The sequence below is a fragment of the Klebsiella sp. K-3 genome, from assembly GCF_051207495.1.
GTDB lineage: Bacteria > Pseudomonadota > Gammaproteobacteria > Enterobacterales > Enterobacteriaceae > Klebsiella > Klebsiella aerogenes.
Window position 1 is genome coordinate 1 of record NZ_JBPNXF010000017.1, and the last position, 23,299, is coordinate 23,299.

The following is a 23,299-nucleotide window of genomic DNA, read 5'->3' on the forward strand; positions in this document are numbered from 1 at the left end:
ACTGCCGGATACCTATCCGGGCTACCAGTACGTTAAGTTCCCGGAAAACCGCGAGAAGTTTGCCAGAGCCTGGGGCGTCGACAGCCTGCCGGAACATACCGGCTATCGCATCAGCGAGCTGCCGCACCGCGCCGAACACGGTGAAGTCCGCGCGGCGTACATTATGGGCGAGGATCCGCTGCAGACCGATGCCGAGCTTTCCGCGGTGCGCAAGGCGTTTGAACAGCTGGAACTGGTTATCGTCCAGGATATTTTCATGACCAAAACCGCCGCCGCGGCCGACGTCATCCTGCCATCCACCTCGTGGGGCGAGCACGAAGGCGTGTATACCGCAGCGGACCGCGGCTTCCAGCGCTTCTTTAAAGCGGTGGAGCCGAAGTGGGACCTGAAAACCGACTGGCAGATTATCAGCGAAATCGCCACCCGGATGGGCTATCCGATGCACTACAACAACACCCAGGAGATCTGGGATGAGTTGCGGCATCTGTGCCCGGACTTCTACGGCGCTACCTATGAAAAAATGGGCGAGCTCGGCTATGTCATGTGGCCATGCCGCGACGAGTCCGACGCCGACCAGGGGACGTCGTATCTGTTTAAAGAGAAGTTCGATACCCCGAACGGGCTGGCGCAGTTCTTCACCTGCGACTGGGTCGCGCCGATCGATAAGCTCACCGACGAGTACCCGATGGTGCTCTCAACGGTACGCGAAGTCGGTCACTACTCCTGCCGTTCGATGACCGGCAACTGTGCGGCGCTGGCGGCGCTGGCGGATGAACCGGGCTATGCGCAAATCAACACCGCCGACGCCGAACGGTTAGGCATCGAGGATGAAGCGCTGGTGTGGGTCAATTCGCGTAAGGGGCGCATCATCACCCGCGCGCAGGTCAGCGATCGGCCGAATAAAGGCGCGGTGTACATGACCTACCAATGGTGGATCGGCGCCTGTAACGAGCTGGTGTCGGAGAACCTGAGCCCGATAACCAAAACGCCGGAGTACAAGTACTGCGCGGTTAACGTTGAGCGGATTGCCGATCAGCGCGCGGCGGAGCAGTACGTGATCGACGAGTACAACAAGCTGAAAGCCCGCCTGCGCGAAAGTGCGATGGGTTAAGGTTCGGCGGCCATACCCGATATCCGGGAACCCTCCCCGGTGGCGCTTACGCTTACCGGGGCGACCAACCGACTACCGAACCGTAGCCCGGATAAAGCGCTACGCGCCGCTATCCGGGTATTCACCCCGCTAATTCCCGCCATTTTCTTCTTTTCCGCCTCCCTTTATACTGCGGGGGTCTTCCTTACTGATAATAAAAAAATGAAATACCTCTATTTACTGCTGGCGCTGACAAGCTTCGCCGCAGACGCTGCAGATCCGGGCAGCCAATACCAACAGCAGGCCGAAGCTGGCGACCCACGCGCGCAGTTTTATCTGGCGGATACCTGGGTTAGCTCCGGCAACTATCAACAGGCTGAATACTGGGCGCAGAAAGCGGCGGCGCAGGGCGATGGCGACGCGCTGGCGCTGCTGGCTCAGCTTAAAATCCGTAATCCGCAGCAGGCCGACTATCAACAGGCCCGACAGCTAGCGGAAAAATCCGTGCAGGCCGGCAGCAAGGCCGGCGAGATTATCCTCGCCCGCGTGCTGGTCAATCAGCAGGCTGGCCCCACCGATTATGCGCACGCCATCAGGCTGCTGCAGGATGCGGCCAAAGATGAAGAGAGCGACTCTGCCGTCGATGCGCAGATGCTGCTGGGGCTTATCTACGCCAGCGGCGTGCTGCCGCCGGAAGATGACCTCAAGGCCGCGCAGTACTTCAAAGGCAGCTCGGCGCTTTCACGCACCGGCTATGCCGAATATTGGGCTGGGATGATGTTCCAGCAGGGAGAGAAAGGTTTTATCGAACCAAACCCGCAAAAAGCGCTGCATTGGCTTAACGTCAGCTGTCAGGAGGGGTTTGATACCGGATGTGAAGAGTTCGACAGGATAACCAAAGGCTAAAAAAAGCCCGGCGCGAATGGCCGGGCTCTGACATCTTATTGGGCGGTTTTATCAAACTTGCCCAGCACTTCGCGTTCATACGCCAGCGCTTTCTTGCGATCAAACTTATGTTCCCACTTAGCGATAACCAGCACCGCCAGCGCGTTGCCGACCACGTTCAGCGCGGTACGCGCCATATCGAGGATACGGTCGACGCCGGCAATAAACGCCAGCCCTTCCAGCGGGATCCCCACGCTACCCAGGGTCGCCAGCAGCACCACGAAGGAGACGCCCGGTACGCCCGCGATGCCTTTCGAGGTCACCATCAGCGTCAGCACGAGAGTGATTTCCTGCCACAGGGAGAGGTCGATACCATACAGCTGGGCGATGAAGATCGCCGCGATGCTCTGATATAGCGTCGAACCATCGAGGTTAAAGGAGTAGCCGGTCGGCACTACGAAGCTGGTGATTGAGGCCGGCGCGCCGTAGGCTTCCATTTTCTCAATGATACGCGGCAGCACGCTCTCGGAGCTCGCCGTGGAATAAGCCAGAATCAGCTCATCTTTGAGGATGCGAATCAGGATCCAGATGCTCAGCCCACATACCCGCGCCACGATACCCAGCACCACCAGCGCGAAGAACAGAATCGCGAAGTAAACCAGGATAACCAGCTTAGCCAGCGGCCACAGCGAAGCGAAGCCGAAGGTGGCGACGGTCACCGAGATCAGGGCAAAGACCCCGACCGGCGCATAGCGCATCACCATGTGCGTCACTTTAAACATGGTTTCGGAGATGGAGCGGAACACGGTCACCAGCGGTTCGCGGTGAGTAGACGGCAGGGAAGAAAGCCCCAGACCGAACAGCACCGAGAAGAAGATAATCGGCAGCATATCGCCTTTCGCCATCGAGGCGACGATATTGGTCGGCACCAGCGACAGGATAGTCCCCATCAGGCCGTGAGCGTGGCTCTGCACCTCTGCGGTGGTGTTCTGATATTTCGAGATATCGACCGCCGCCAGCTGCGACATATCAATGCCGCTGCCCGGTTGGAAGACGTTCGCCAGGGTGATCCCCAGCACAATCGCCACCGTGGTGATCACTTCAAAATAGATAATGGTCTTGGCGCCGATGCGGCCCAGTTGCTTGGCGTCGCCTACACCCGCAATGCCCACCACCAGCGTCGAGATGACAATCGGGACGACAATCATTTTAATCAGGTGGATAAAGATATCGCCCGCCGGGGTCAGGAGGTTTGAGATTAACCAATCACGGCTTTCGGCGTGGTAATGCAGGTAGCTGCCCAGAAGTATGCCAAGCACCAGGGCTAGCAAAATCTGCCAGGCCAGGCTGACTTTTGTTTTTTTCATCACTACTGACTTCCTCAATGAAAGGCACCATTCCGGGAGGTAATGGCACCCACTGAAAGGGGTATGAATTGTGTTGCGTTGCTTTATGGGGTTATTTAACGCGCAATATCAGTATCATTTGCACGGCATGCTGCGCAAGCCTTTAAGAACAGCGCTTTCCTCTGGTTTTCTGCATAAATCCGCCCATTTCAGCGCATTACATTGCATAAGTATTTGTTATAAAAAATATTTAACACATTCAGTTTCTATAAATACAGTAAATGAATTATTTCACTTCAAAGTTTCATTTGATTGAATTTCATTCAGTTTAATCAATGCGTGATCTGCCCCCCAAATAGTAAACAAAGCTCATAAAGCCCCTATTCTTAACGGTTATTTGACATATATTTAACAAGTTAAAGGAGAAAAAAAGCCATGAGCCAAATACATAAACACCCTATTCCCGCAGAGATTGCGGAACATTGCCTGATGAATCCGCAACAGTACCAGGTGAACTACCAACAATCCATCACCAACCCAGATGCCTTCTGGGGTGAGCAAGGCAAAATCCTCGATTGGATTAAGCCCTACACGCAGGTGAAAAATACCTCTTTCGCCCCGGGAAACATCTCCATTAAATGGTATGAAGATGGCACCCTGAACCTCGCGGCCAACTGTCTCGACCGTCATCTGCACGAGCGCGGCGACCAGACCGCGATCATCTGGGAAGGCGACGATGCCAGCCAGAGCAAAAACATCACTTATCGTCAGCTCCATCGCGATGTTTGCCGTTTTGCCAACGTATTGCTCGATCTGGGCATTAAAAAAGGCGATGTCGTTGCTATCTATATGCCGATGGTGCCGGAAGCCGCCGTGGCCATGCTGGCCTGCGCGCGCATCGGCGCCATCCATTCGGTTATCTTCGGCGGCTTTTCGCCGGAAGCGGTTGCCGGTCGTATTATCGACTCCAGCGCTCGCCTGGTGATCACCTCTGACGAAGGGTTACGCGCCGGTCGCGCCATCCCGCTGAAGAAAAACGTCGACGATGCGCTGAAAAACCCGCACGTCACCAGCATCGAGCACGTGGTGGTACTCAAACGCACCGGCGGCAAAATCGACTGGCAGGAAGGTCGCGATCTGTGGTGGAGCGATCTGATTGAAAAAGCGGATGACCAGCATGAAGCGGTGGAAATGAACGCCGAAGACCCGCTCTTTATCCTCTATACCTCCGGTTCAACGGGCAAGCCGAAAGGCGTACTGCACACCACCGGCGGCTATCTGGTGTATGCGGCGACCACCTTCAAATACGTCTTTGATTATCATCCGGGCGATATCTACTGGTGCACCGCCGATGTGGGCTGGGTCACCGGTCACAGCTACCTGCTGTACGGCCCGCTGGCCTGCGGCGCCACCACGCTGATGTTTGAAGGCGTGCCAAACTGGCCGACCCCGGCGCGCATGTGCCAGGTGGTGGACAAACATCAGGTCAATATTCTGTACACCGCGCCGACGGCGATCCGCGCGCTGATGGCGGAAGGCGACAAAGCTATCGAAGGTACCGATCGTTCCTCACTGCGCATTCTCGGCTCGGTCGGCGAGCCGATTAACCCGGAAGCCTGGGAGTGGTACTGGAAGAAGATCGGCAACGAGAAGTGCCCGGTGATGGACACCTGGTGGCAGACCGAAACCGGCGGCTTCATGATTACCCCGCTGCCGGGCGCCACCGAGCTGAAAGCCGGTTCCGCCACGCGTCCATTCTTCGGCGTCCAGCCGGTGCTGGTGGACAACGAAGGGACGCCGCTGGAAGGCGCGACCGAGGGCAACCTGGCGATCGCCGACTCCTGGCCTGGCCAGGCGCGTACCCTGTTTGGCGATCATGAACGCTTCGAGCAGACCTACTTCTCGACCTTTAAAAATATGTACTTTAGCGGCGACGGCGCCCGTCGCGACGAAGATGGTTATTACTGGATAACCGGTCGCGTCGATGACGTACTTAACGTCTCCGGCCACCGTCTGGGCACCGCGGAAATTGAATCCGCGCTGGTTTCGCATCCGAAAATCGCCGAAGCGGCGGTGGTCGGCATTCCGCATAACATCAAAGGCCAGGCCATCTACGCTTACGTGACGCTGAATCACGGTGAAGAGCCGACGCCGGAACTGTATGCCGAAGTACGTAACTGGGTGCGCAAAGAGATTGGCCCACTGGCGACGCCGGATGTACTGCACTGGACCGACTCGTTGCCGAAAACCCGCTCCGGCAAAATCATGCGCCGTATTCTGCGTAAGATTGCCGCTGGCGATACCAGTAATCTCGGGGATACCTCGACGCTGGCCGATCCGGGCGTAGTGGACAAACTGCTCGAAGAGAAGCAGGCCATTGCGATGCCTTCTTAACACGATACCTACCCCCCTCTCCCTCTTAGGAGGGAGAGGTTAAAAACATAAACTCCCCCCAAGGATTCTGTTCAGCAGGAAAGCGGTAAACCAGCGGCTACTCGACGTAATAACGTCGGGCGGGTCACTGTTGCCGACGGATAGCCGATGGATGACATAAGGGTTACCTCTGGAGACGCTAAGATGAATGAACAAATTTGTCAGCGGATAGAAAATAGTGCGCATTTCAGGGAGTTAGTAGCATCACGGCAACGGTTTGCCGCCATTCTGTCAGTCATTATGCTGGTCATTTACGTAGGTTTTATTTTGCTTATCGCCTTCGCGCCAGGCTGGCTGGGAACGCCGCTGCATGAAGGCACCAGCGTCACCCGCGGTATCCCTATTGGCATCGGCGTCATTATCATCTCCTTCGTTCTGACCGGGATTTACGTCTGGCGGGCAAACGGCGAATACGACAAGTTGACCAAAAGCGTGATTAGCGAGGTGCAAGCATCATGAAAAAAGTCCTGACGGCGCTTGCCGCCACGCTCCCTTTCGCCGCCAACGCCGCCGATGCCATTACCGGCGCGGTGCAGCGTCAGCCGACCAACTGGCAGGCGATTATCATGTTCGTGATTTTCGTCGCCTTGACGCTGTATATCACTTACTGGGCGTCAAAACGCGTACGTTCGCGTAGCGATTACTACACCGCAGGCGGCAATATCACCGGTTTCCAGAACGGTCTGGCGATTGCCGGCGACTTTATGTCCGCGGCCTCGTTCCTCGGCATTTCCGCGTTGGTTTACACTTCCGGCTACGACGGTCTGATCTACTCGCTCGGCTTCCTCGTCGGCTGGCCGATTATCCTGTTCCTGATCGCCGAACGCCTGCGTAACCTCGGCCGCTATACCTTTGCCGACGTAGCGTCTTATCGCCTGAAGCAGGGGCCGATTCGCACCCTCTCCGCCTGCGGTTCGCTGGTGGTGGTGGCGCTGTATCTGATCGCGCAGATGGTTGGCGCCGGTAAGCTCATCCAGCTGCTGTTCGGCCTCAACTACCACGTGGCGGTGGTGCTGGTCGGCGTGCTGATGGTGTTGTACGTGCTGTTCGGCGGCATGCTTGCCACCACTTGGGTGCAGATTATCAAAGCGGTCCTGCTGCTGTTCGGCGCCAGCTTTATGGCCTTTATGGTGATGAAGCACGTCGGGTTCAGTTTCAATAATCTGTTCACTGAAGCGATGGCGGTCCACCCGAAAGGGGCGGCGATCATGAGCCCCGGCGGGCTGGTGAAAGACCCGATATCGGCGCTGTCGCTCGGTCTCGGCTTGATGTTCGGTACCGCGAGCCTGCCGCATATTCTGATGCGTTTCTTCACCGTCAGCGACGCCAAAGAAGCGCGTAAGAGCGTGTTCTACGCCACCGGTTTCATGGGTTACTTCTATATTCTGACCTTTATCATCGGCTTTGGCGCGATCATGCTGGTGGGGGCGAATCCGGCGTTTAAAGACGCGGCCGGACAGCTTATCGGCGGCAACAACATGGCGGCAGTACATCTGGCGGATGCCGTCGGCGGTAACCTGTTCCTCGGCTTTATCTCGGCGGTGGCGTTCGCCACAATTCTGGCGGTTGTCGCCGGGCTGACGCTGGCAGGGGCATCGGCGGTCTCTCACGATCTTTACGCTAACGTGTTCCGTAAAGGCGCGACCGAACGTCAGGAGCTGAAAGTATCGAAAATCACCGTGCTGATCCTTGGCGTGGTGGCGATTCTGCTGGGGATTTTGTTCGAAAACCAGAATATCGCCTTCATGGTCGGCCTGGCGTTCTCTATCGCCGCCAGCTGTAACTTCCCGATTATCCTGCTGTCGATGTACTGGTCGAAACTGACCACCCGCGGCGCGATGATTGGCGGCTGGCTCGGCCTGCTGACCGCGGTGATTCTAATGATCCTCGGCCCGACCATATGGGTGCAGATCCTCGGACACGAGAAAGCCGTCTTCCCGTATGAATACCCGGCGCTGTTCTCCATCGCCATCGCATTCATCGGCATCTGGCTGTTCTCGATTACCGATAACTCCGCCGAAGGGATGCGCGAGCGCGAGCAGTTCCGCGCTCAGTTCATCCGTTCGCAAACCGGTATCGGTATCGAACGCGGTCAGGCGCACTAAGCGTATCAGCCTCTTCCTCGCGCTGGGGAGGAGGCTGAGGTTTAGTTATAGGTAAAAGTTATCACCCCGGCCGCATTTGCCGAGCCCGCCGTCACCGTCGCCCCTGTTTTGTAGTAATTGGTTGAGAATAGCAACGTGTCTAAAGCATAGGCGCCGCCGGGGCTATCAGGATTAGTAAAAATAGTATAGCCAGCATCCGCGCCGCTATTGGTCACCGTGGTGCGGCTTGAAGAATACAAGCTGATATCCGTATTCAACGGTAGCGCCTCGCCATTCAGATTAAGCTGCACGCCAACGCCGGTGGCGACATTGCTATCTGCCGTCAGCGCCATCACCGTGTTATCAGGATTATCACCGCCCGCTTGTGCCGCCGTCACCCGCATCGATACGTTAGTCCCGGGTTCGCAGGCGAGCGTGACAGATTGCCGGACGGAGCCCACTTTCGTCGCGGTATTAAACGCCGAGGCGCTGACCGTCCCCATCGCGAAGTTGAGCCCCGAGCTATTGGTTACACAGCCCATCGGGGTCAGTTGAATCGTGGTGGTGCCGCTGATATGCAAGGGAGAAATACTGGTGGTGCCGACATTATCCTGAACCGATACTCTGGAAATCGGATCGCCAAACGTTAAAGTACTATTGCTGGCGATCGGCCCGCCGGTGGCGACCAACTGTAGTTGATACGCGGGCGAGTAACTGGTTGTCGCGAAGCTATCACCAAATCCCGTAGGCTTGCCCAGATAATAGTTCGCATCGCCAATATAATGCGTTTGATAATCACTGCTAAAATCGTTGGTATCGCCACCGTACTCACCAGTGATATTTAGCCAGACTTTCACACGAATACCAACGCCTGAAACCGAGGTGGTATAGATATTATCGCCAATTAGCGTACCCGCATTGTCTGATGCCCACTTAAAAAGCGCGTAGGTTTCACCTTCACAATTTAATAACGTTGTCTGCGCGCGCGTAATTTTGCCGGAGTCATATAAAATAGTACCAGCCGAATAGCTACCGGCATTGACGAGGATTTTCTCCGGCAAATTGGTCATAGAGACGCTGCCATAGTTAATCCCATCACAGGTCCAACCATAAACAGGAAAGATAATAACCAGTAACAGTAAAATGTATTTTTTCATACTCTTCCCTGTATAAATATCATTTATAGGCCACATCAAACGTGGCCGTAAAACCCACTACGCCAGCGCTTATTTTTCCATAGGGTGAATACATTCGAGCAAGCATATTAAAAGTATGCGTATCAGTGTTATCAAAGGTATAGAGATAGCGTTCGCTGGGGCCTAAGGTTTGTTGGTCGATCTGGCTAAGCAATTGCATTCCGACGCCGCTGGCGCCGTTACTGCCTGTTTGATTACTTTTGTAGATTGAAGGATAAGTATCATCATAAGATGAACCACTGAATGATAGCGTAACCGACGTTAAACCCGCAGCACAGTTAGTAAACTCTAATTTAACCGGCGTACTTTGCCCATGGGAACCTGCTTTCCCCGTCAGAGTTTGATAGGACACCGTGCCTAAGTCGATGGTGGTTGACGGTTTAACCGCCACCTCGCAGGAGGGCTCCTCGATACTTCCCGTGACGTTAATATTAAGCGTACTTGACTCATCATATGCCAGCGCGCAAGGCGCGATAAAAAAGCTGCCGGGCAATAAAACAAGGGCGCAAGTTAATACCGAAGTTATTTTTTTAACTTTACTCATTTATTACTCTCAGCGTGATAAGTTAATAACAAACAGCCTGATAGAAAATGATATCCTGGTCCGAAACCTGGCCGCTAAAGTCATAAACTGCCCGACACTGCTCATTGCTACCGCTGCCCCATTTCACAAGCAGCGCACCTTTTTTCTGGAGACCCGTTACATATACCTGCCCGCCATCACCAACAATATTGCTGCGGATATCATTGGCTCGTCCATTATTATTATCCAGAGACACGATGGCGCCAAATGGAACAATTCCAGACTTCGTTTTTAAGGTAATCATTGCCTTATAGCCAATATAGGTATCGTATTTTACTTTCACGATGGCGTTGCGCGTCGGCACCACGGTTCTCACCACGTTATCCACTTCGGCGCCAGTGACCTGCTGCTCATCTAATGACAAGTTGTTGCTATGATAAGGGCGGATATAAGGCACAATAGCGTAACCCGCCGAATCGGTGCTGACGTTCGTTTGACCGCGCACCGTCACATCGCTGACGCCTGGCGTTTCAACCAGCGCCGAGCTTTCCCCCAGAAAACGAGAAAACGTAAGGCCACCTGAATGAGCAACCATGCCGCCACGCAGCGTATAGTTGTAGTGGTTGCTATAGCGATCGTAACCATATCCGGCGGTCACTTCGCCCCTTGATCCCTGATAACCCACGCCAATATTTCCGGAGATACTTTTATCACTGGCGTCATAGCCTTGCTGAACGTTCCAGTTCAGCGAACGATCGGCAAGCATCATCCCGTTAAGACCGACACTGTGCGTGGTATCGCTTTTACGACCTGCGCTCATACTGTAATTGGCTGACATCGTTTCGCCGAGCGGCACACTCAGCGTGAGTGACACGATAGTGTCGCTGTCTGGATTGCTCTCCCCGCTATCGTCTGTACTTTGGACATTACGGTTGTATGAGTAATTAACAAAGTAAGACACTTTGCCGATAGTACCGCTATAACCAATGCCTAATGAGGCCATTCTTGAGTTATCCCAATACGTTTCATTGACCAGTGAAAGCGACAGTGAGCCGTAGCCAGATAGCGTTTGCGAAATTGACGCATCAAAACGACCTTTTTTGCGACCGGTTAATGAAGTGCGGTCACTATCAGCGGTAGTCTCATCAATAAAGTCGGCAAAAGAATAATATCCGGAAGTGGAATAGCGATAACCCGCGACGGAAAAACTGGTCCCCGATTGCATAAAACTTTTATTAAAACGCAGGCGATAGGATTGCCCTTTCTCTTTAGTTGCAAAGAGCGAGTTATCGTTATTTTTCATCTCAGCCAAAGAGCCGGAAGCATCCAGCGAAAGAGCGCCAACAACACCGAGATTGAATCCGGTACCTACGAGTATATTCGTATACCGATCTTCAGCTTGCTGAAACCCGGTATAGAGCGTGGCGTTGCTGGAAAGCCCGTAAGCCAAAGTTGACTGGACAAAATTATATTCTTTACCGCCTGAATTGGCCGAGCGGGTCTTACCGCTGCTAAACGTGTAATCCAACTGCCCTTCGCGCTGCAAAATCGCCAATGATGCGTAAGGAACGACGAAACTTTGCTGACTGCCATCTGACTCTTTAATATTGACGTACAAATCGCCAGCGCTACCGGTAGAGTACAGATCTTTTATCTCAAAGGCGCCGGGGGCAACCGTCGTTTTATAAATACTATAGCCGTTTTGATAAACAGAAACTTCGGCCGTTGTCCGCGCAATTCCCTTAATCGTCGGCGCAAAACCATGCAGGCTATCTGGTAGCATTTCTTTGTCCGAACTTAGCTGTAGACCAGTGAAGTTCAAACTGTCGTAAATATCCGAGGCGGTATAGGTATTGCCCATCACCAACTGGCTTTTCAGCCGATGAATATCTCGCGCAAGATAGCTATAAACCGATTCCCACCGGCTGCCATCATCGCTATGGTTAAGCGTGCTGTAGTTGCGTATACGCCACGCTCCCCAATTAATACCTGGCTGCAGGCTGACAAACTGACTCTCCGTCGCGGCGCCGCCATGACGCGGAATGCTACGCTGGCCGGATAGGCTGTAATTGAGTACACCGGCATTGATGCCTTGCTGCCACTGATTTTCCGGCACATAGTCTCTTGGCCGATTCAGTAACGCGACCTGTGGAATCGAAAAATTAATCCGCTGCTGGGCGAGTTCGACGGTGTACTCCAGCCCCGGAATGGCAGACAGGCGAGCGCATTCCGTTCCCGCGGCAGCAAGCTTCGGGTAACTCTCGGTATTAATTAACCACGTTTTAAGAAGCTCAAGCCGAATGCAAGGTTGAACCGCCATCGCGGCATCGCCGGAATGTTTTTTAAAATCAATAGATTCAGAAGAAACAAATTTATCATTTATATAAACATCCAGGCTATAGCGGCCCGGCGGCACCGCTTCCTGAGAAAAATAGGATAAATCGACAGCAGTTGATTGGCTTTCCGTAACCTCAAGGAGATGGGGATTAAAATATTCACTCGCCTGTACGCTAACGCTCAACGCGGCAGCGGACAGGATTAAAATAATACGGCAGTATATTAACTTCGAACTATTGTACGATCGCAGTGTATTTCTTTCCTGACATACCATAATCATTAATCACGCTCCATGTGATCGATTGTTTCCCTGTCGAGGATAAATTACTTTCAGCTGGTATTTTTAACGTCGTAAACGGGGCGGCAAACCATCCGCCAGAAATATTCCTACCGTTAATGCCAATCTGCGAGAAGTTCATATAAAGTGGTGAGTTGTTCTTTACACTAATAAAGCTTCCCAAGCGCTGCCATTGTAATTTCCCGGCATACATTTCTGGCGAACTGTTTTTAAGCTCAGCGGGACGGTAGATAAGTTTTATCTTTGAATTGATAGCAAACTGAACCATATTAGTATCTGGCATATTATTCATTGCCGGAATACCTTTAATGTTAAGCCAAAACATGGATTCACGGTCGGCGGCCAGAGGCTTACCGGAACGCACTATTCGCACGAAACCTTTTTCTCCCGCTTTTAAGCGAAAAAGCGGAGGGGTAATGATAAATGAGTCTTTCGCCGGAGATGTGGCATCCACCAATGAGACCCACGACTGAACAATATCAGAGCTATTATCTTTATTCTCTACAGCTACTTCGGCATTATTTTTTGCACCGTCAAATATCACGCGAGTTGCGCCAACCACTACGCTCGCTTGCGCGCTGGTGATAGATAATAACCCGAAAAATAACAGAAAATATCTCATCTGATTTTATTCCAGGGGAATCAGGATAGATTCCCCTTGCTCCATGAATAATATTAATAGTAAGTCACGTTATAAGTCACAGTGGTTTGTACTGCGCCTTTAGTTGGGTCAGCGCTTCCTGATTTAGCCATTTTTACCGTAAAAGGGATGGTCGCCTCACCAGAGGAGATATCAACATCGGCGCCCTCAACGTTATTTTTGAGTAAATTTCCCGCATTGTCGAAGATAGCAACGGCAACGCCTGATGCCGCTTCCGAGCCTGCCTGGTTTTTAAAATAATCGCTATTAGCGCTGTCTGCTTCACCACCAAATGTTACGCGAGCGATAGTGCTCCCTCCCTCTTCAGTGGTTGGGCAATCAGCCAGCTTAAAGGAAAAGTTTTTCGCCGCACCGTAGGTATAGGCTTTTAAATCTGCAACCGATGCGGTCCCCATGGCAATCGCAGTTACGCCGCCGTCAATGGTTGCGGTGCAGGTTGTATCTGAAACGGTACCGGTGAAGGTAATGGTATTCGGCGCCGCTTGCGTAATAGTAGACAACATACAGGAGGCGGAAATCGCCAGCGCGCTGAATAAATATTTTTTACTGATTTTCATATGAATTCCCATATCCATTGTAAAATGACAATCAATCCGTCAATTGCTTCATGCAGGTATATTAGAGAATGGAATTCAATATTCGCATTACAAATGCGTCATGCAAATAATGATAAGATCAATTTATACCCGTCATACTTCACCACGTGGTCACTCATTGAATCCATTCAATAATAATATCCCACGGAAAAAGAATATCGTGCAGAAAATATTTTTCAATAAGAAGAGCTAACATCACTTATTAGCAGAAATTTATCACCAGGCATCACAAAACATAAATTCATACACATCAACAAATTAGATATACACTCAACCAGAAATAAAATTAATGTATCCTGATGGATTCGGAATAAAGCCTAAACACTTTAAATATTAATTACGCCAAACATCTTATATATACGTAGTTTCTTAACTCATTCTAATATCAGCAGCCTTACCCGCTGTACTTCGGGGTAAAACTGCTGAAGTTCAAAATATCGCCCAGCGCACCAAAGGCGCCGCCAGTACCATCACTACGCCGGAAAGCATCATTACCAGGCTGGCGACCACGCCCTCCTGCTGCCCGAGCTCGTAAGAACGAGCGGTCCCGGCGCCGTGGGACGCCGCGCCAAAGCCGGCTCCTTTCGCCATGCCGGCGCTTATCGACAAGCGTAAGAACAGCACGTCGCCAATCGCCATGCCAAAGACTCCGGTAACCACCACAAACAGCGCCACTAAGTCGGGTTGACCGCCGAGCGGTTTCGCTGCCGCCAGCGCAAACGGCGTGGTCACCGAGCGCACCGCCAGACTTCGCTGGATCTCATCTGAAAGAGTAAACAGACGCGCCAGCCAGACGGAAGTGGTTACCGCCACCAGCGAAGCCGTTACCACCCCGGCAGTCAACGACATCCAGTGACGCTTGATAATCGCCATGTTGTCATAGACCGGCACGGCGAAGGCGATGGTGGCTGGCCCCAATAGCCACAGTAGCCAGTGCGACTCGCCCATATAGCTCTGGTAGGAAATATGACCAAAGACGAGGATCAGCACCAACAATACCGGCGTCAGCACCAGCGGCATCAACGGCAGTTTGTGGAAGCGGCGATAGAGACGCTTATTGGCAAAATAGAGCACGAGGGTGACCGCCAGACACAACACGCTCAGGGTAAAATCACTCATCTTTCAACCTGCTCACTTCGTAGCGATAAACCTTATCCACTACCCACGCCGTGGCGCCCAATACCAGGGTGGTGCTTAGCGCGATGACGAGGAAGATACGCCAGCCGTCCACCATCAGCAGTTGCGCATAGTTAACGACGGCAACCACCGCCGGGACGAAAAATAGCAGCATCTCCGCCAGCAGCCAGCGCGCGCCTGCGCGCACCCAGTTCAGCGGTATCACCCGGCAGACGATAAGCATCAGCAGCATCAACATGCCGACAAGATTGGCCGGAAGCGGGAGATGAAGCCAATTAACCAGATATTCAGCGCAGACAAACAGCCCGGCATAGAGCAGTACCTGAACCGGTACCTGAAGACGTCGCGCCACGAAAGGCGCAACACGTGCTGGCGCGAAGGCCATGAGCGGAATTCCCTAAAAATAAGACAGACGTGAAGTATAGAGAGCCGCCCTTACTGACAGAAATGAATTAAAATCATCACAGGTATAGTCTCAGGGAATAATCATGGATATACGTACGTTGCGATATTTTGTCGAAGTCGTCCGCCAGCAAAGCTTTACCCGCGCGGCGGAGAAGCTCTTCGTCACGCAGCCCACCATCAGCAAGATGCTCAAAAATCTGGAAGACGAGCTCAACTGCACTCTGCTTATCCGTGATGGCCGTAAGCTGTTATTAACCGATACCGGCCGGGTAGTTTTCGAACGCGGGCAGGCGATACTCGGCGAATTCAGCCAGTTAAAAGCCGAGCTCAGCGATATCAACCATCTGAATAAAGGCGTGCTGCGGCTGGGGATCCCGCCGATGGTCGGCATGTTGATGGCTGAGCCCATCAGCCGGTTTCGCCTGCGTTATCCCGGCGTGGAGCTGAAAATTTCCGAGTTCGGCGGGCTGACGGTACAGCAGGCGGTTAGCAACGGCGAGCTCGATCTGGCGATGACCGCGCTACCGGTCGATGAGGCCAGCGGACTGACCACGCTGTCGCTCTTCAGCCATCCGCTCTGCGTCCTCGTGCCAAAGACGGCGCAATGGCAGGATATCACCTCGATCTCGCCGCAGAAGCTGGCGCAGCATCCGTTGGTTATCTACAACGAAGATTTTGCCCTCAGCCAGCAGCTGATGCGCCTGTTTGCCGAGCATGACGTGAAGCCGCGTATCGCCGTACGCAGCGGCCAGTGGGATTTTCTGGCGGCAATGGTGCAGGCGGGCATTGGCGTAGCGATTTTGCCGGAGCCGATTTGCCAGCGGCTGGATGCCGAGGATTTTTACTGGATCCCGCTGGAGAGCGAATTACGTTGGGAATTAGGGATGATCTGGCGGGAAGGCGTATATATGTCGCGTAGCGCCCAGGCATGGCTGGAGTGCAGTAAGTCATTTTGGCTGGAGTAACTCCCCGGTCGCGCTAACGCTTACCGGGGCTACATATATACTGTAGGTCGGGTAAGGCGTTAGCCGCCACCCGACAAAAAACGGCACCGCGAGTAGTCCCGATAAGCGTCGTGCTTACCGGGACTTAAAGTTACTGATCTTCGATTAACAGCGCTTCTAACAGGTCGAGATCGTGCAGCAGCTTCTGCAACGTCTCGTTGCTGATTTGCCGCGTCGCGCGCAGGTGGTACAGCTCACCGCGCTCCGAACGTAGCGCCGCCAGACGGAAACGGCGCTCAAGGCTCTCTTCCAGCATCGAGGTTTCGACATCGTTACGGCCATCCACACGGCGACGCAGGTTACCGATGACGCGCGAACTTACCTCGGTCAACAGCTGGTTGTCGATATTCTCTTTGGTATCCGCCGCCAGGCGTTCTTCCATTTTCTGAATCGCGACAATCGCCACATCCGCCGTCGCGGCGCGCGCCAGACGCTCTTCTTTGCGCTGCTGTACGTGGTCGGTAGACTCAATACGCCGCAGCAAAATCGGCAACGCGATGACCCCGACGAACAGGGAGAAAAGAATCACCCCGGCGGCCAGGAAGATAAGCTCGTAACGCGCCGGGAAGACGTTGCCGTCCGGCAGCAGTAGCGGAATCGACAGCACACCGGCGAGAGTAATCGCCCCGCGCACCCCGGCGACGGAGGAGATCAGCAGCTCACGGGTGGTCCAGGAGCCAAACTCCATCGGCTTCTTCTTCAGGAAGCGCTGGCTAAGCTTACGCATCGTCCACAGCCAACCGAAACGCACCAGCATCAGCGCGGCGTAAATCAGCACGATATCGGTGAACAGCATCCAGGTTTCAACGTTAGGATCGGCTTCTGCCGCCACCAGCGAACTCGACAGGATATCCGGTAGCTGCAGACCCAACAGCAGGAACACCATGCCGTTAAACACAAACTCCAGCATTGCCCAGGTGCTGTTGGCGCGCAGGCGCATAGCCAGCGGCGCGGTACGCATCACCCCGGAACGGGTGATGGTCATCCCTGCGGCCACCGCCGCCAGGATCCCGGAGAAACCGATATGTTCGGCAATCAGGTAGGAAGCGAACGGCAGCAGGAACAGCAGCACAATTTGCGTTGCCGGTTCATCGCCGCCCCAGCGGCTGAGGAAACGCATTGAGCGGCCATACAGCCAACTGACCACGAAACCGGCCAGGATGCCGCCAATCGCCACCTTCAGGAACTCAACGGTAGCGCCGCCAATGGTGAACACCATCGTGCCCATTGCCACGGCAACGGCAAATTTTAACGACACCAGGCCCGAAGCGTCGTTCATCAGCGCTTCGCCCTGCAGAATGCCCATGATTTTCTTCGGTATCCGCCCTTCGCCGACAATACCGGACAACGCCACGGCATCGGTCGGCGACAGCACCGCCGCAAGGGCGAATGCCGGAACCAGCGGGATCCCCGGCACAATCCAGTAAATCAGGAAGCCGATACCGACCACGGTGACCACCACCAGCGCCAGCGCCAGGCCGAAGATTTCTCGCCCGTGCTCGATAAACTCGCGGGTCGGCGTTTTCCAGCCGTCGGCAAACAGCAGCGGCGGGATAAACAAAACGAGGAAGAGTTCAGGGTCGAACTCGACGTGCAAACCAAAGGTCGGCCAGGCCAACAGCGCGCCGATGGCGATTTGCATTAACGGTAATGGAACCTGAAAGGGCAGTACGCGTGTAACCACCCCGGAGAGAGAGACCACGAGGGTCATGATGAGTATGGTGAAGAATATTTCCATGTGTTCCCTGTTTGCTGCGTTTTCTTTTTTTACATCCGAGGCGTCATGTCTCGAAATGATACGCTACTCAGATTAACGCAAAAGGAAACAGGATGTGGCTGAAAAATTAAACGGGCGGCCAAAGCCGCCCGTCGTTAGCAGGAAAAGTTAAATCGCCCACCCACCAGCATAGAAGATGACCAGCGCCGCCGCGATGATCACGGTGCCCGCATTGAGCTTACGCCACTCGCCGGATACCACGCGGCCAATCACCAGCGACGCAAAACCGATCATGATGCCGGTTACGATGTTGCAGGTCAGCACGATGAACACCGCGGTAATCAGCCCCGCCATCGCATCCACGAAGTCATTGAAGTCGATTTTCGCCACGTTGCTCAGCATCAGCAGGCCAACGTACATCAGCGCTGGGGCGGTCGCATAGGCCGGAACCAGATAGGAGAGCGGGGAAAGGAACAGGATAAGCAGAAACAGCACGCCAACGGTGACTGCCGTCAGGCCGGTTTTACCGCCCGCCGCCGTACCGGCCGCCGATTCGATATACACCGCAGCAGGGGCTGCGCCCACCACGCCGGAGAACACGCTGCTCAGGGAGTCGGTAGTCAGCGCTTTGCCGCCGTTGATGATCTGCCCGTCTTTATCCAGCAGGTTAGCCTGGCCGGCGACCGCGCGAATGGTGCCGGTGGCGTCGAATACCGCGGTCATAACCAGCGCCAGCACGCTTGGCAGCACCACCGGGTTCAGCGCGCCGATGATATCGAGGCTGCCAATCAGCGAATTGCCTTTGTCATCGCTCAGCGACGGCATGGCGAAAATCCCGGAGAAGTGGACGTTGGGATCAAAAATCAGCCCGATAATGGAGACCCCGATAATGGTCAGCAGAATACCGCCCGGCACTTTCAGTTTTTCCAGGCCGATAATCACCGCCAGGCCAATCAGCGACATCATCACCGGGAAGCTATCGAAATTGCCCAGCGCCACCGGCAGGCCGTCCAGCGGGTTTTTAATTACCAGGCCGACGCCGTTGGCGGCGATCAGCAGCAGGAACAGGCCGATACCGATGCCGGTTCCGTGCGCCACACCTTGCGGCAGATTGCGCAGGATCCAGCTACGAATACCGGTGGCGGAGATAATGGTGAACAATACCCCCATCAGGAACACGGCGCCTAATGCCACCGGAATGCTGATGTGTTGTCCCAGCACCAGGCTGAAAGCGGTAAAGGCAGTCAGCGAAATCGCACAGCCGATAGCCAGCGGCAGGTTAGCCCACAGACCCATCACTAATGAACCGACGCCCGCCACCAGGCAGGTCGAGACGAACACCGCTGCCGGCGGAAAACCGGCTTTGCCTAACATTCCCGGCACTACGATGACGGAGTACACCATCGCCAGGAAGGTGGTTAATCCGGCAACGATTTCCTGACGTACGGAGCTGCCGCGAGCTGAAATTTTAAACCAGGCGTCTAAAGAACCGCCGGTACGCGCTGAAGGCGTAGACATAGAAAACTTCCCCTGAAAATTTTGATCGTTCGCTTGCATGCGTGATGGACCATCCACTGCCAGTTAAACGCCATCTCCTTGTGCTGTTTCCCGGCGCCAGGAGGGAGGCTGAGAAAAAGCAAACGTTTAACTCCGCACATACAATGCGATGTATGGAATGTCTTTGCTCCCCCTATCGGCAGGGGAAAAAACGAGCAAAGTAAAAAGGCAAACGATTATCCTGTCTTTAGACGACCCTTTTCAACTGAAGTTTGTCGTATTTTGCCAAATTTCGCCGCCAAAGCTCAGGAAATAGACAAACGATGCGCAAACGTTATCGTCAATGCGCAAAGCATTAACATTTTTATATGTTTTAATCCGCTTTCAGCGCATTAACCGCCAGGTAGGGTAAACGGCCCGCCGCGCTCGATAGCATTCAGCCAGCCCGGTCGCGATTCAACCTGTTGCTGCCAGCGGCGGGTGTGCGGCAGGTCTTGAATGCCGCCGCGCGCCAGTAACGCCATCACCGGAAAGCTCATCTGAATATCCGCCATGCTCAGCGCGCCGCCGGCAAACCACGGCTGGCCAGCCAGATGCTGTTCAATATATGCCGCATGGGTCGCCAGCTGTCTATCCAGCCACGCCTTTTGCACCCCTTTGCCCAACGCCCCGCCCAGCGTGCGCATGCCAAGCGGCACCGGCGGTTTGCCGAGGCTGGCGAAGATAAGCTTCATCAACAACAAGGGCATTAACGATCCCTCGGCATAATGGAGCCAAAAGCGATATTGCAGTTTATCTTCCCGCCCCTGCGGCTTCAGCTGCTGGGCGCTATCGTAGGTCTCCTGCAGATATTCCAGAATCGCGCCGGACTCCGCCAGCACTACGCCCTGATCCTCAAGCACCGGCGATTTACCCAACGGGTGAATTTTTTTCAGCTCCGGCGGCGCCTGCATGTTTTTTTCACGCTGGTAGCAGACGACCTGATAGGACAATTGCAGTTCTTCCAACGCCCACAGCACGCGCTGCGAGCGGGATTGGTTGAGGTGATGGACCGTCAACATGGCGCTCTCCTGTTGTTCGTTCAAATTAACTATAGGAACAGGCGGCCAATGACGGAAAAATTTCGGCAACGCCAACAGGCAAAATCAGCAGGCTGTGCCACAATTACATTGTCGACGCAATCCGGAACCTCCTTCAACACATTGCGCAATACCTGAGGGGAGTCGACGTCGGGGGAAACCCTCCCGTGAGCCAGCGGGATAATGCGAAAGACAAAGACCGGAAAACAACTAAAGCGCCCTGTTGTGGCGCTTTAGTTTTTTGCAGGTATCACGATTAATCCTCTTCCAGCAGGCGTGCGCCGGTCCCCTCTTCACCCAACTTATCTCCTGGGTTGCGTAATGGGCAATCGCGGCGCGATAAACAACCACAGCCGATGCAGCCGTCGAGTTGATCACGCAGCGCAGTCAGGGTGTGAATACGCCGGTCCAGCTCCTCCCGCCATTGCGACGACAGCTGTTTCCACTCTTTGGCGCTCAGATTATGTCCTTCCGGCAGGACGCCAAATGCCTCGCCGATGGTCGCCAACGGAATGCCAATACGTTGCGCAATCTTGATAATGGCTACCGCTCGCAGTACATCACGGCGATATCGCCGCTGATTGCCGGCATTACGCTGGCTGCGGATAAGCCCTTTACTTTCATAAAAGTGCAGCGCCGAGACGGCGACGCCGGTTCGTTTAGCCACTTCTCCAGGAGAAAGCAGCATTTTGATACGGGCTGATTTCTTTTCCATAAAGCTCTTTACCTCAAGTTAACTTGAGGAATTATACTCGCCGACAGACAAAACGACGAATCGAGAATTGAGAGAGGCCGCTTTATGTCCCATCAGGATATTATCCAAACGCTTATTGAATGGATTGATGAACATATCGATCAACCACTTAACATTGATGCAGTCGCTAAAAAATCGGGATACTCGAAATGGTATCTGCAGCGGATGTTCCGTACCGTTACCCACCAAACGCTGGGTGATTACATTCGTCAGCGCCGGCTACTGCTCGCTGCTGAAGCGCTGAGAACCACGCAGCGTCCTATTTTTGATATTGCGATGGATTTGGGATACGTCTCGCAGCAGACGTTCTCGCGGGTGTTCCGCCGGGAGTTCGATCGCACTCCCAGCGACTACCGTCATCAGATTTCCGCCTGACGACCGTCGTGCGGCGTACGCAGTAAGATCGGGGACTTGGCCAGCCACTGCATAAACTCCTGCGGCGGCATTGCCCTCGCAAAGTGCCATCCCTGACAAAACTGTACGCCGCGCTTAAGTAACCAATCCACCTGATCCAGCGTTTCTACCCCTTCAGCGATGGTTTTTAAACGCAGGCTACGCGCCATATCGATGATATGTTCAGCAATCAGATGACTGGTGCTGTTGGTGGTCAGCGTATCGATAAAGGATTTATCAATCTTCAGAATATCGACGTTGAGCGAATAGAGGTTATGCAGGTTGGAATAACCGGTGCCGAAATCATCAATAGCTATCTCGTAGCCCGCCTCGCGGAAAGCCTGAATCACCGGCGTGGTTTTCGGCACATCGATAAATCCCCTTTCGGTGACTTCAATTTTGATTTGCTTCACGCAAACCGCATAGCTGCGCGCTTTCTCAGTAATCTGCGCAATTAACCGCGCGGAATGGAAGTCGGATGCCGAAAGATTAATCGCGATATAGAGCTGCGGATGCCTGGCCAGGTATTCACCAAGATCGTTGAACAACTCGTCAACCACGTAATCTGTTACCTGAGCAATCATGCCTGAGTTTTCCGCCAACGGAATAAACTCCGCCGGGCTCATCACCGGACCGTCAAATCCCGGCCAGCGTAGCAGCGCCTCGGCGCCGACGCAGCGGTTATTCTTGATGTCGATAATAGGTTGGTAATGCAGACAAAGCTGGCGGTGGCTTAACGCTCGCTGCAGCTTATTGCGCGGCGAATGATACTGCTGACGGCTTCGCGACCAGACCATCAGAATCAATATGCTGCAAATAATTCCTAACGGCAGGGTCAAAGTAACCTGATCGTACAGGCTGGCGTAATAGCTGGCGCGCGAGGTGGACATGATGACCGCAATCGGCCGAATCGACGAATGGGCGACGGTATAAACCCGGCCATCCTGATTGAAAAAAGCGTCTTCGTGGCGAATAAGACGATGAAGCTCCCTGGCATCAACGTTTTTACTCACGGAGAAAAACATGTTCGTTTTGGTGTCGAAGACGCCGTAGGCTAAATCTTTATCACTGGAAATGACTGAACTATAAGAGAGGGGGTTAACCACCACGGCATAATGCCCGCGCTGCATATAATTCATATCATAGCCGGGATAAAACGGCGTATCGCGATAGTAGTAGATGGAGATGTCGGGATTTCGAGTATAATTCGCCGCGGATATTCTCCAGCCCTCTTCGGGATGGACCGCTGTGGAACAAAGGAAAGTGTTACCGCTCGCGTAAATCAGGTCATCAACGTACAGTAGTCCGCGAACAATATTCAACATGTACTGCTGATGCTGAGGGGAACACATTAACCCGGTAAACTGCATGGCTTTTTCGCGCGCCTGCTCGGATTCATGAATGACCATTTCCGTTTTTTGCAGCGCCAGCTGCGAAAACGATTGCAGTCTATCTGAGATTTCTTCCTTGGCCCTGATTTGCGCAAACCACAACGCCAACACCACCGGCAGTACAACCACCAGTATGATGAAGAATATTCTTAACGCCTTATGCGGCGCGTTACGATTCATTTCCGCTTTTTATCCATGCGATACGCCTCAATCACGGTATAAGGACAAAAACCAGGCATTACCGACTGTTATAAAAAACAGCGAATTTCAGCAACGAACACGTTTATGTAAAAACCTCACACCTAATAATGATGAATCATACTTACTTATAGATGGATCGAGAAACATTCTCGTAATAATTAAGACACTAGCCACTTACTAATTCGGTTTCTCCGTACAATTACTCGTAATAAGTAACAAAACCCGTAGATCAATTATCGGCAGTCCAGGTCCGGTCCTTAACGGCGTCGAAA

At 53.6% G+C, this 23,299-nt stretch carries 20 protein-coding genes; 7 read left to right on the forward strand and 13 right to left on the reverse strand.

From position 1 onward, the window contains the following. Nucleotides 1–1,111, forward strand: a 1,111-nt coding sequence (locus ACSEMK_RS22145) for a molybdopterin-dependent oxidoreductase (RefSeq protein ID WP_435336645.1), incomplete at its 5' end; no start/stop codon positions are given. Between the two features lie 201 nt (nt 1,112–1,312). Then, on the forward strand, nt 1,313–1,996 hold the full coding sequence (locus ACSEMK_RS22150) for a tetratricopeptide repeat protein (RefSeq protein WP_087858852.1): 684 nt from the start codon (nt 1,313–1,315) through the stop codon (nt 1,994–1,996). Nucleotides 1,997–2,031: 35 nt separating this feature from the next. Here the strand turns inward: ACSEMK_RS22150 and gltP are convergent, their stop codons facing one another. Then, a complete protein-coding gene (gene gltP / locus ACSEMK_RS22155) occupies nt 2,032–3,342 on the reverse strand; it encodes a glutamate/aspartate:proton symporter GltP (protein ID WP_045398139.1) in 1,311 nt (436 codons plus the stop codon). A gap of 414 nt (nt 3,343–3,756) precedes the next feature. Between gltP and acs the strand changes: the two genes are divergently transcribed. From acs to actP, 3 genes are all read left to right on the forward strand, one after another. Next, nucleotides 3,757–5,715, forward strand: a complete 1,959-nt coding sequence (gene acs, locus ACSEMK_RS22160) for an acetate--CoA ligase (protein WP_015704069.1) — start codon at nt 3,757–3,759, stop codon at nt 5,713–5,715. 183 nt (nt 5,716–5,898) lie between these two features. Further along, the gene (locus ACSEMK_RS22165; protein WP_045398145.1) at nt 5,899–6,213 is read left to right on the forward strand and encodes a DUF485 domain-containing protein; all 315 of its coding nucleotides are present in this window, start codon (nt 5,899–5,901) and stop codon (nt 6,211–6,213) included. After that, complete coding sequence (actP, locus tag ACSEMK_RS22170) at nt 6,210–7,859, forward strand: cation/acetate symporter ActP (protein WP_435336646.1); 1,650 nt, start codon at nt 6,210–6,212, stop codon at nt 7,857–7,859. Before ACSEMK_RS22165 ends, actP begins: the two co-directional genes overlap by 4 nt. A 41-nt stretch (nt 7,860–7,900) precedes the next feature. Here actP and ACSEMK_RS22175 read toward each other — a convergent pair whose 3' ends face one another. The 7 genes from ACSEMK_RS22175 to ACSEMK_RS22205 form a co-directional block, all read right to left on the reverse strand. Continuing rightward, nucleotides 7,901–8,995 (reverse strand): type 1 fimbrial protein, encoded by a 1,095-nt coding sequence (locus tag ACSEMK_RS22175; RefSeq protein WP_430915484.1) that lies wholly within the window; start codon nt 8,993–8,995, stop codon nt 7,901–7,903. 19 nt (nt 8,996–9,014) lie between these two features. Further along, on the reverse strand, nt 9,015–9,578 hold the full coding sequence (locus ACSEMK_RS22180; RefSeq protein WP_430915483.1) for a fimbrial protein: 564 nt from the start codon (nt 9,576–9,578) through the stop codon (nt 9,015–9,017). Nucleotides 9,579–9,600: 22 nt separating this feature from the next. After that, a complete protein-coding gene (locus tag ACSEMK_RS22185; RefSeq protein WP_430915482.1) occupies nt 9,601–12,174 on the reverse strand; it encodes a fimbria/pilus outer membrane usher protein in 2,574 nt (857 codons plus the stop codon). Further along, nucleotides 12,128–12,814, reverse strand: a complete 687-nt coding sequence (locus tag ACSEMK_RS22190; protein WP_087858822.1) for a fimbrial assembly chaperone — start codon at nt 12,812–12,814, stop codon at nt 12,128–12,130. Before ACSEMK_RS22190 ends, ACSEMK_RS22185 begins: the two co-directional genes overlap by 47 nt. Before the next feature lie 53 nt (nt 12,815–12,867). Beyond that, entirely contained in the window at nt 12,868–13,428 is a 561-nt protein-coding gene (locus tag ACSEMK_RS22195) for a fimbrial protein (RefSeq protein ID WP_162750243.1), read from the reverse strand. Between the two features lie 450 nt (nt 13,429–13,878). Next, nucleotides 13,879–14,568 carry an LrgB family protein gene (locus ACSEMK_RS22200; RefSeq protein WP_087858823.1) on the reverse strand — a complete coding sequence of 230 codons (690 nt, stop codon included), beginning with the start codon at nt 14,566–14,568 and terminating at the stop codon, nt 13,879–13,881. Next, on the reverse strand, nt 14,561–14,971 hold the full coding sequence (locus ACSEMK_RS22205) for a CidA/LrgA family protein (protein ID WP_113375005.1): 411 nt from the start codon (nt 14,969–14,971) through the stop codon (nt 14,561–14,563). The genes ACSEMK_RS22200 and ACSEMK_RS22205 overlap by 8 nt, the downstream gene beginning before the upstream one ends. 103 nt (nt 14,972–15,074) lie before the next feature. On the opposite strand from ACSEMK_RS22205, the gene ACSEMK_RS22210 reads away from it, so the two are divergent. Further along, entirely contained in the window at nt 15,075–15,956 is an 882-nt protein-coding gene (locus ACSEMK_RS22210) for a LysR family transcriptional regulator (RefSeq protein ID WP_087858825.1), read from the forward strand. A gap of 130 nt (nt 15,957–16,086) precedes the next feature. On the opposite strand, the gene ACSEMK_RS22215 is transcribed toward ACSEMK_RS22210, so the two are convergent. From ACSEMK_RS22215 to soxR, 4 genes are all read right to left on the reverse strand, one after another. Then, entirely contained in the window at nt 16,087–17,733 is a 1,647-nt protein-coding gene (locus tag ACSEMK_RS22215) for a Na+/H+ antiporter (RefSeq protein ID WP_015368729.1), read from the reverse strand. A gap of 147 nt (nt 17,734–17,880) precedes the next feature. Then, the gene (locus ACSEMK_RS22220) at nt 17,881–19,230 is read right to left on the reverse strand and encodes an NCS2 family permease (RefSeq protein WP_015368730.1); all 1,350 of its coding nucleotides are present in this window, start codon (nt 19,228–19,230) and stop codon (nt 17,881–17,883) included. 371 nt (nt 19,231–19,601) lie between these two features. Next, a complete protein-coding gene (locus ACSEMK_RS22225) occupies nt 19,602–20,270 on the reverse strand; it encodes a glutathione S-transferase family protein (RefSeq protein WP_087858827.1) in 669 nt (222 codons plus the stop codon). 274 nt (nt 20,271–20,544) lie between these two features. Then, the gene (gene soxR / locus ACSEMK_RS22230) at nt 20,545–21,003 is read right to left on the reverse strand and encodes a redox-sensitive transcriptional activator SoxR (protein WP_087858828.1); all 459 of its coding nucleotides are present in this window, start codon (nt 21,001–21,003) and stop codon (nt 20,545–20,547) included. An 84-nt stretch (nt 21,004–21,087) separates the two neighbouring features. Between soxR and soxS the strand changes: the two genes are divergently transcribed. Further along, nucleotides 21,088–21,417, forward strand: coding sequence for a superoxide response transcriptional regulator SoxS (gene soxS, locus ACSEMK_RS22235; RefSeq protein ID WP_430915480.1), 330 nt, complete (start codon nt 21,088–21,090; stop codon nt 21,415–21,417). Here soxS and ACSEMK_RS22240 read toward each other — a convergent pair. Continuing rightward, nucleotides 21,402–23,006 (reverse strand): EAL domain-containing protein, encoded by a 1,605-nt coding sequence (locus ACSEMK_RS22240; protein WP_113375004.1) that lies wholly within the window; start codon nt 23,004–23,006, stop codon nt 21,402–21,404. The genes soxS and ACSEMK_RS22240 overlap by 16 nt on opposite strands. Nucleotides 23,007–23,299 lie beyond the last annotated feature (293 nt).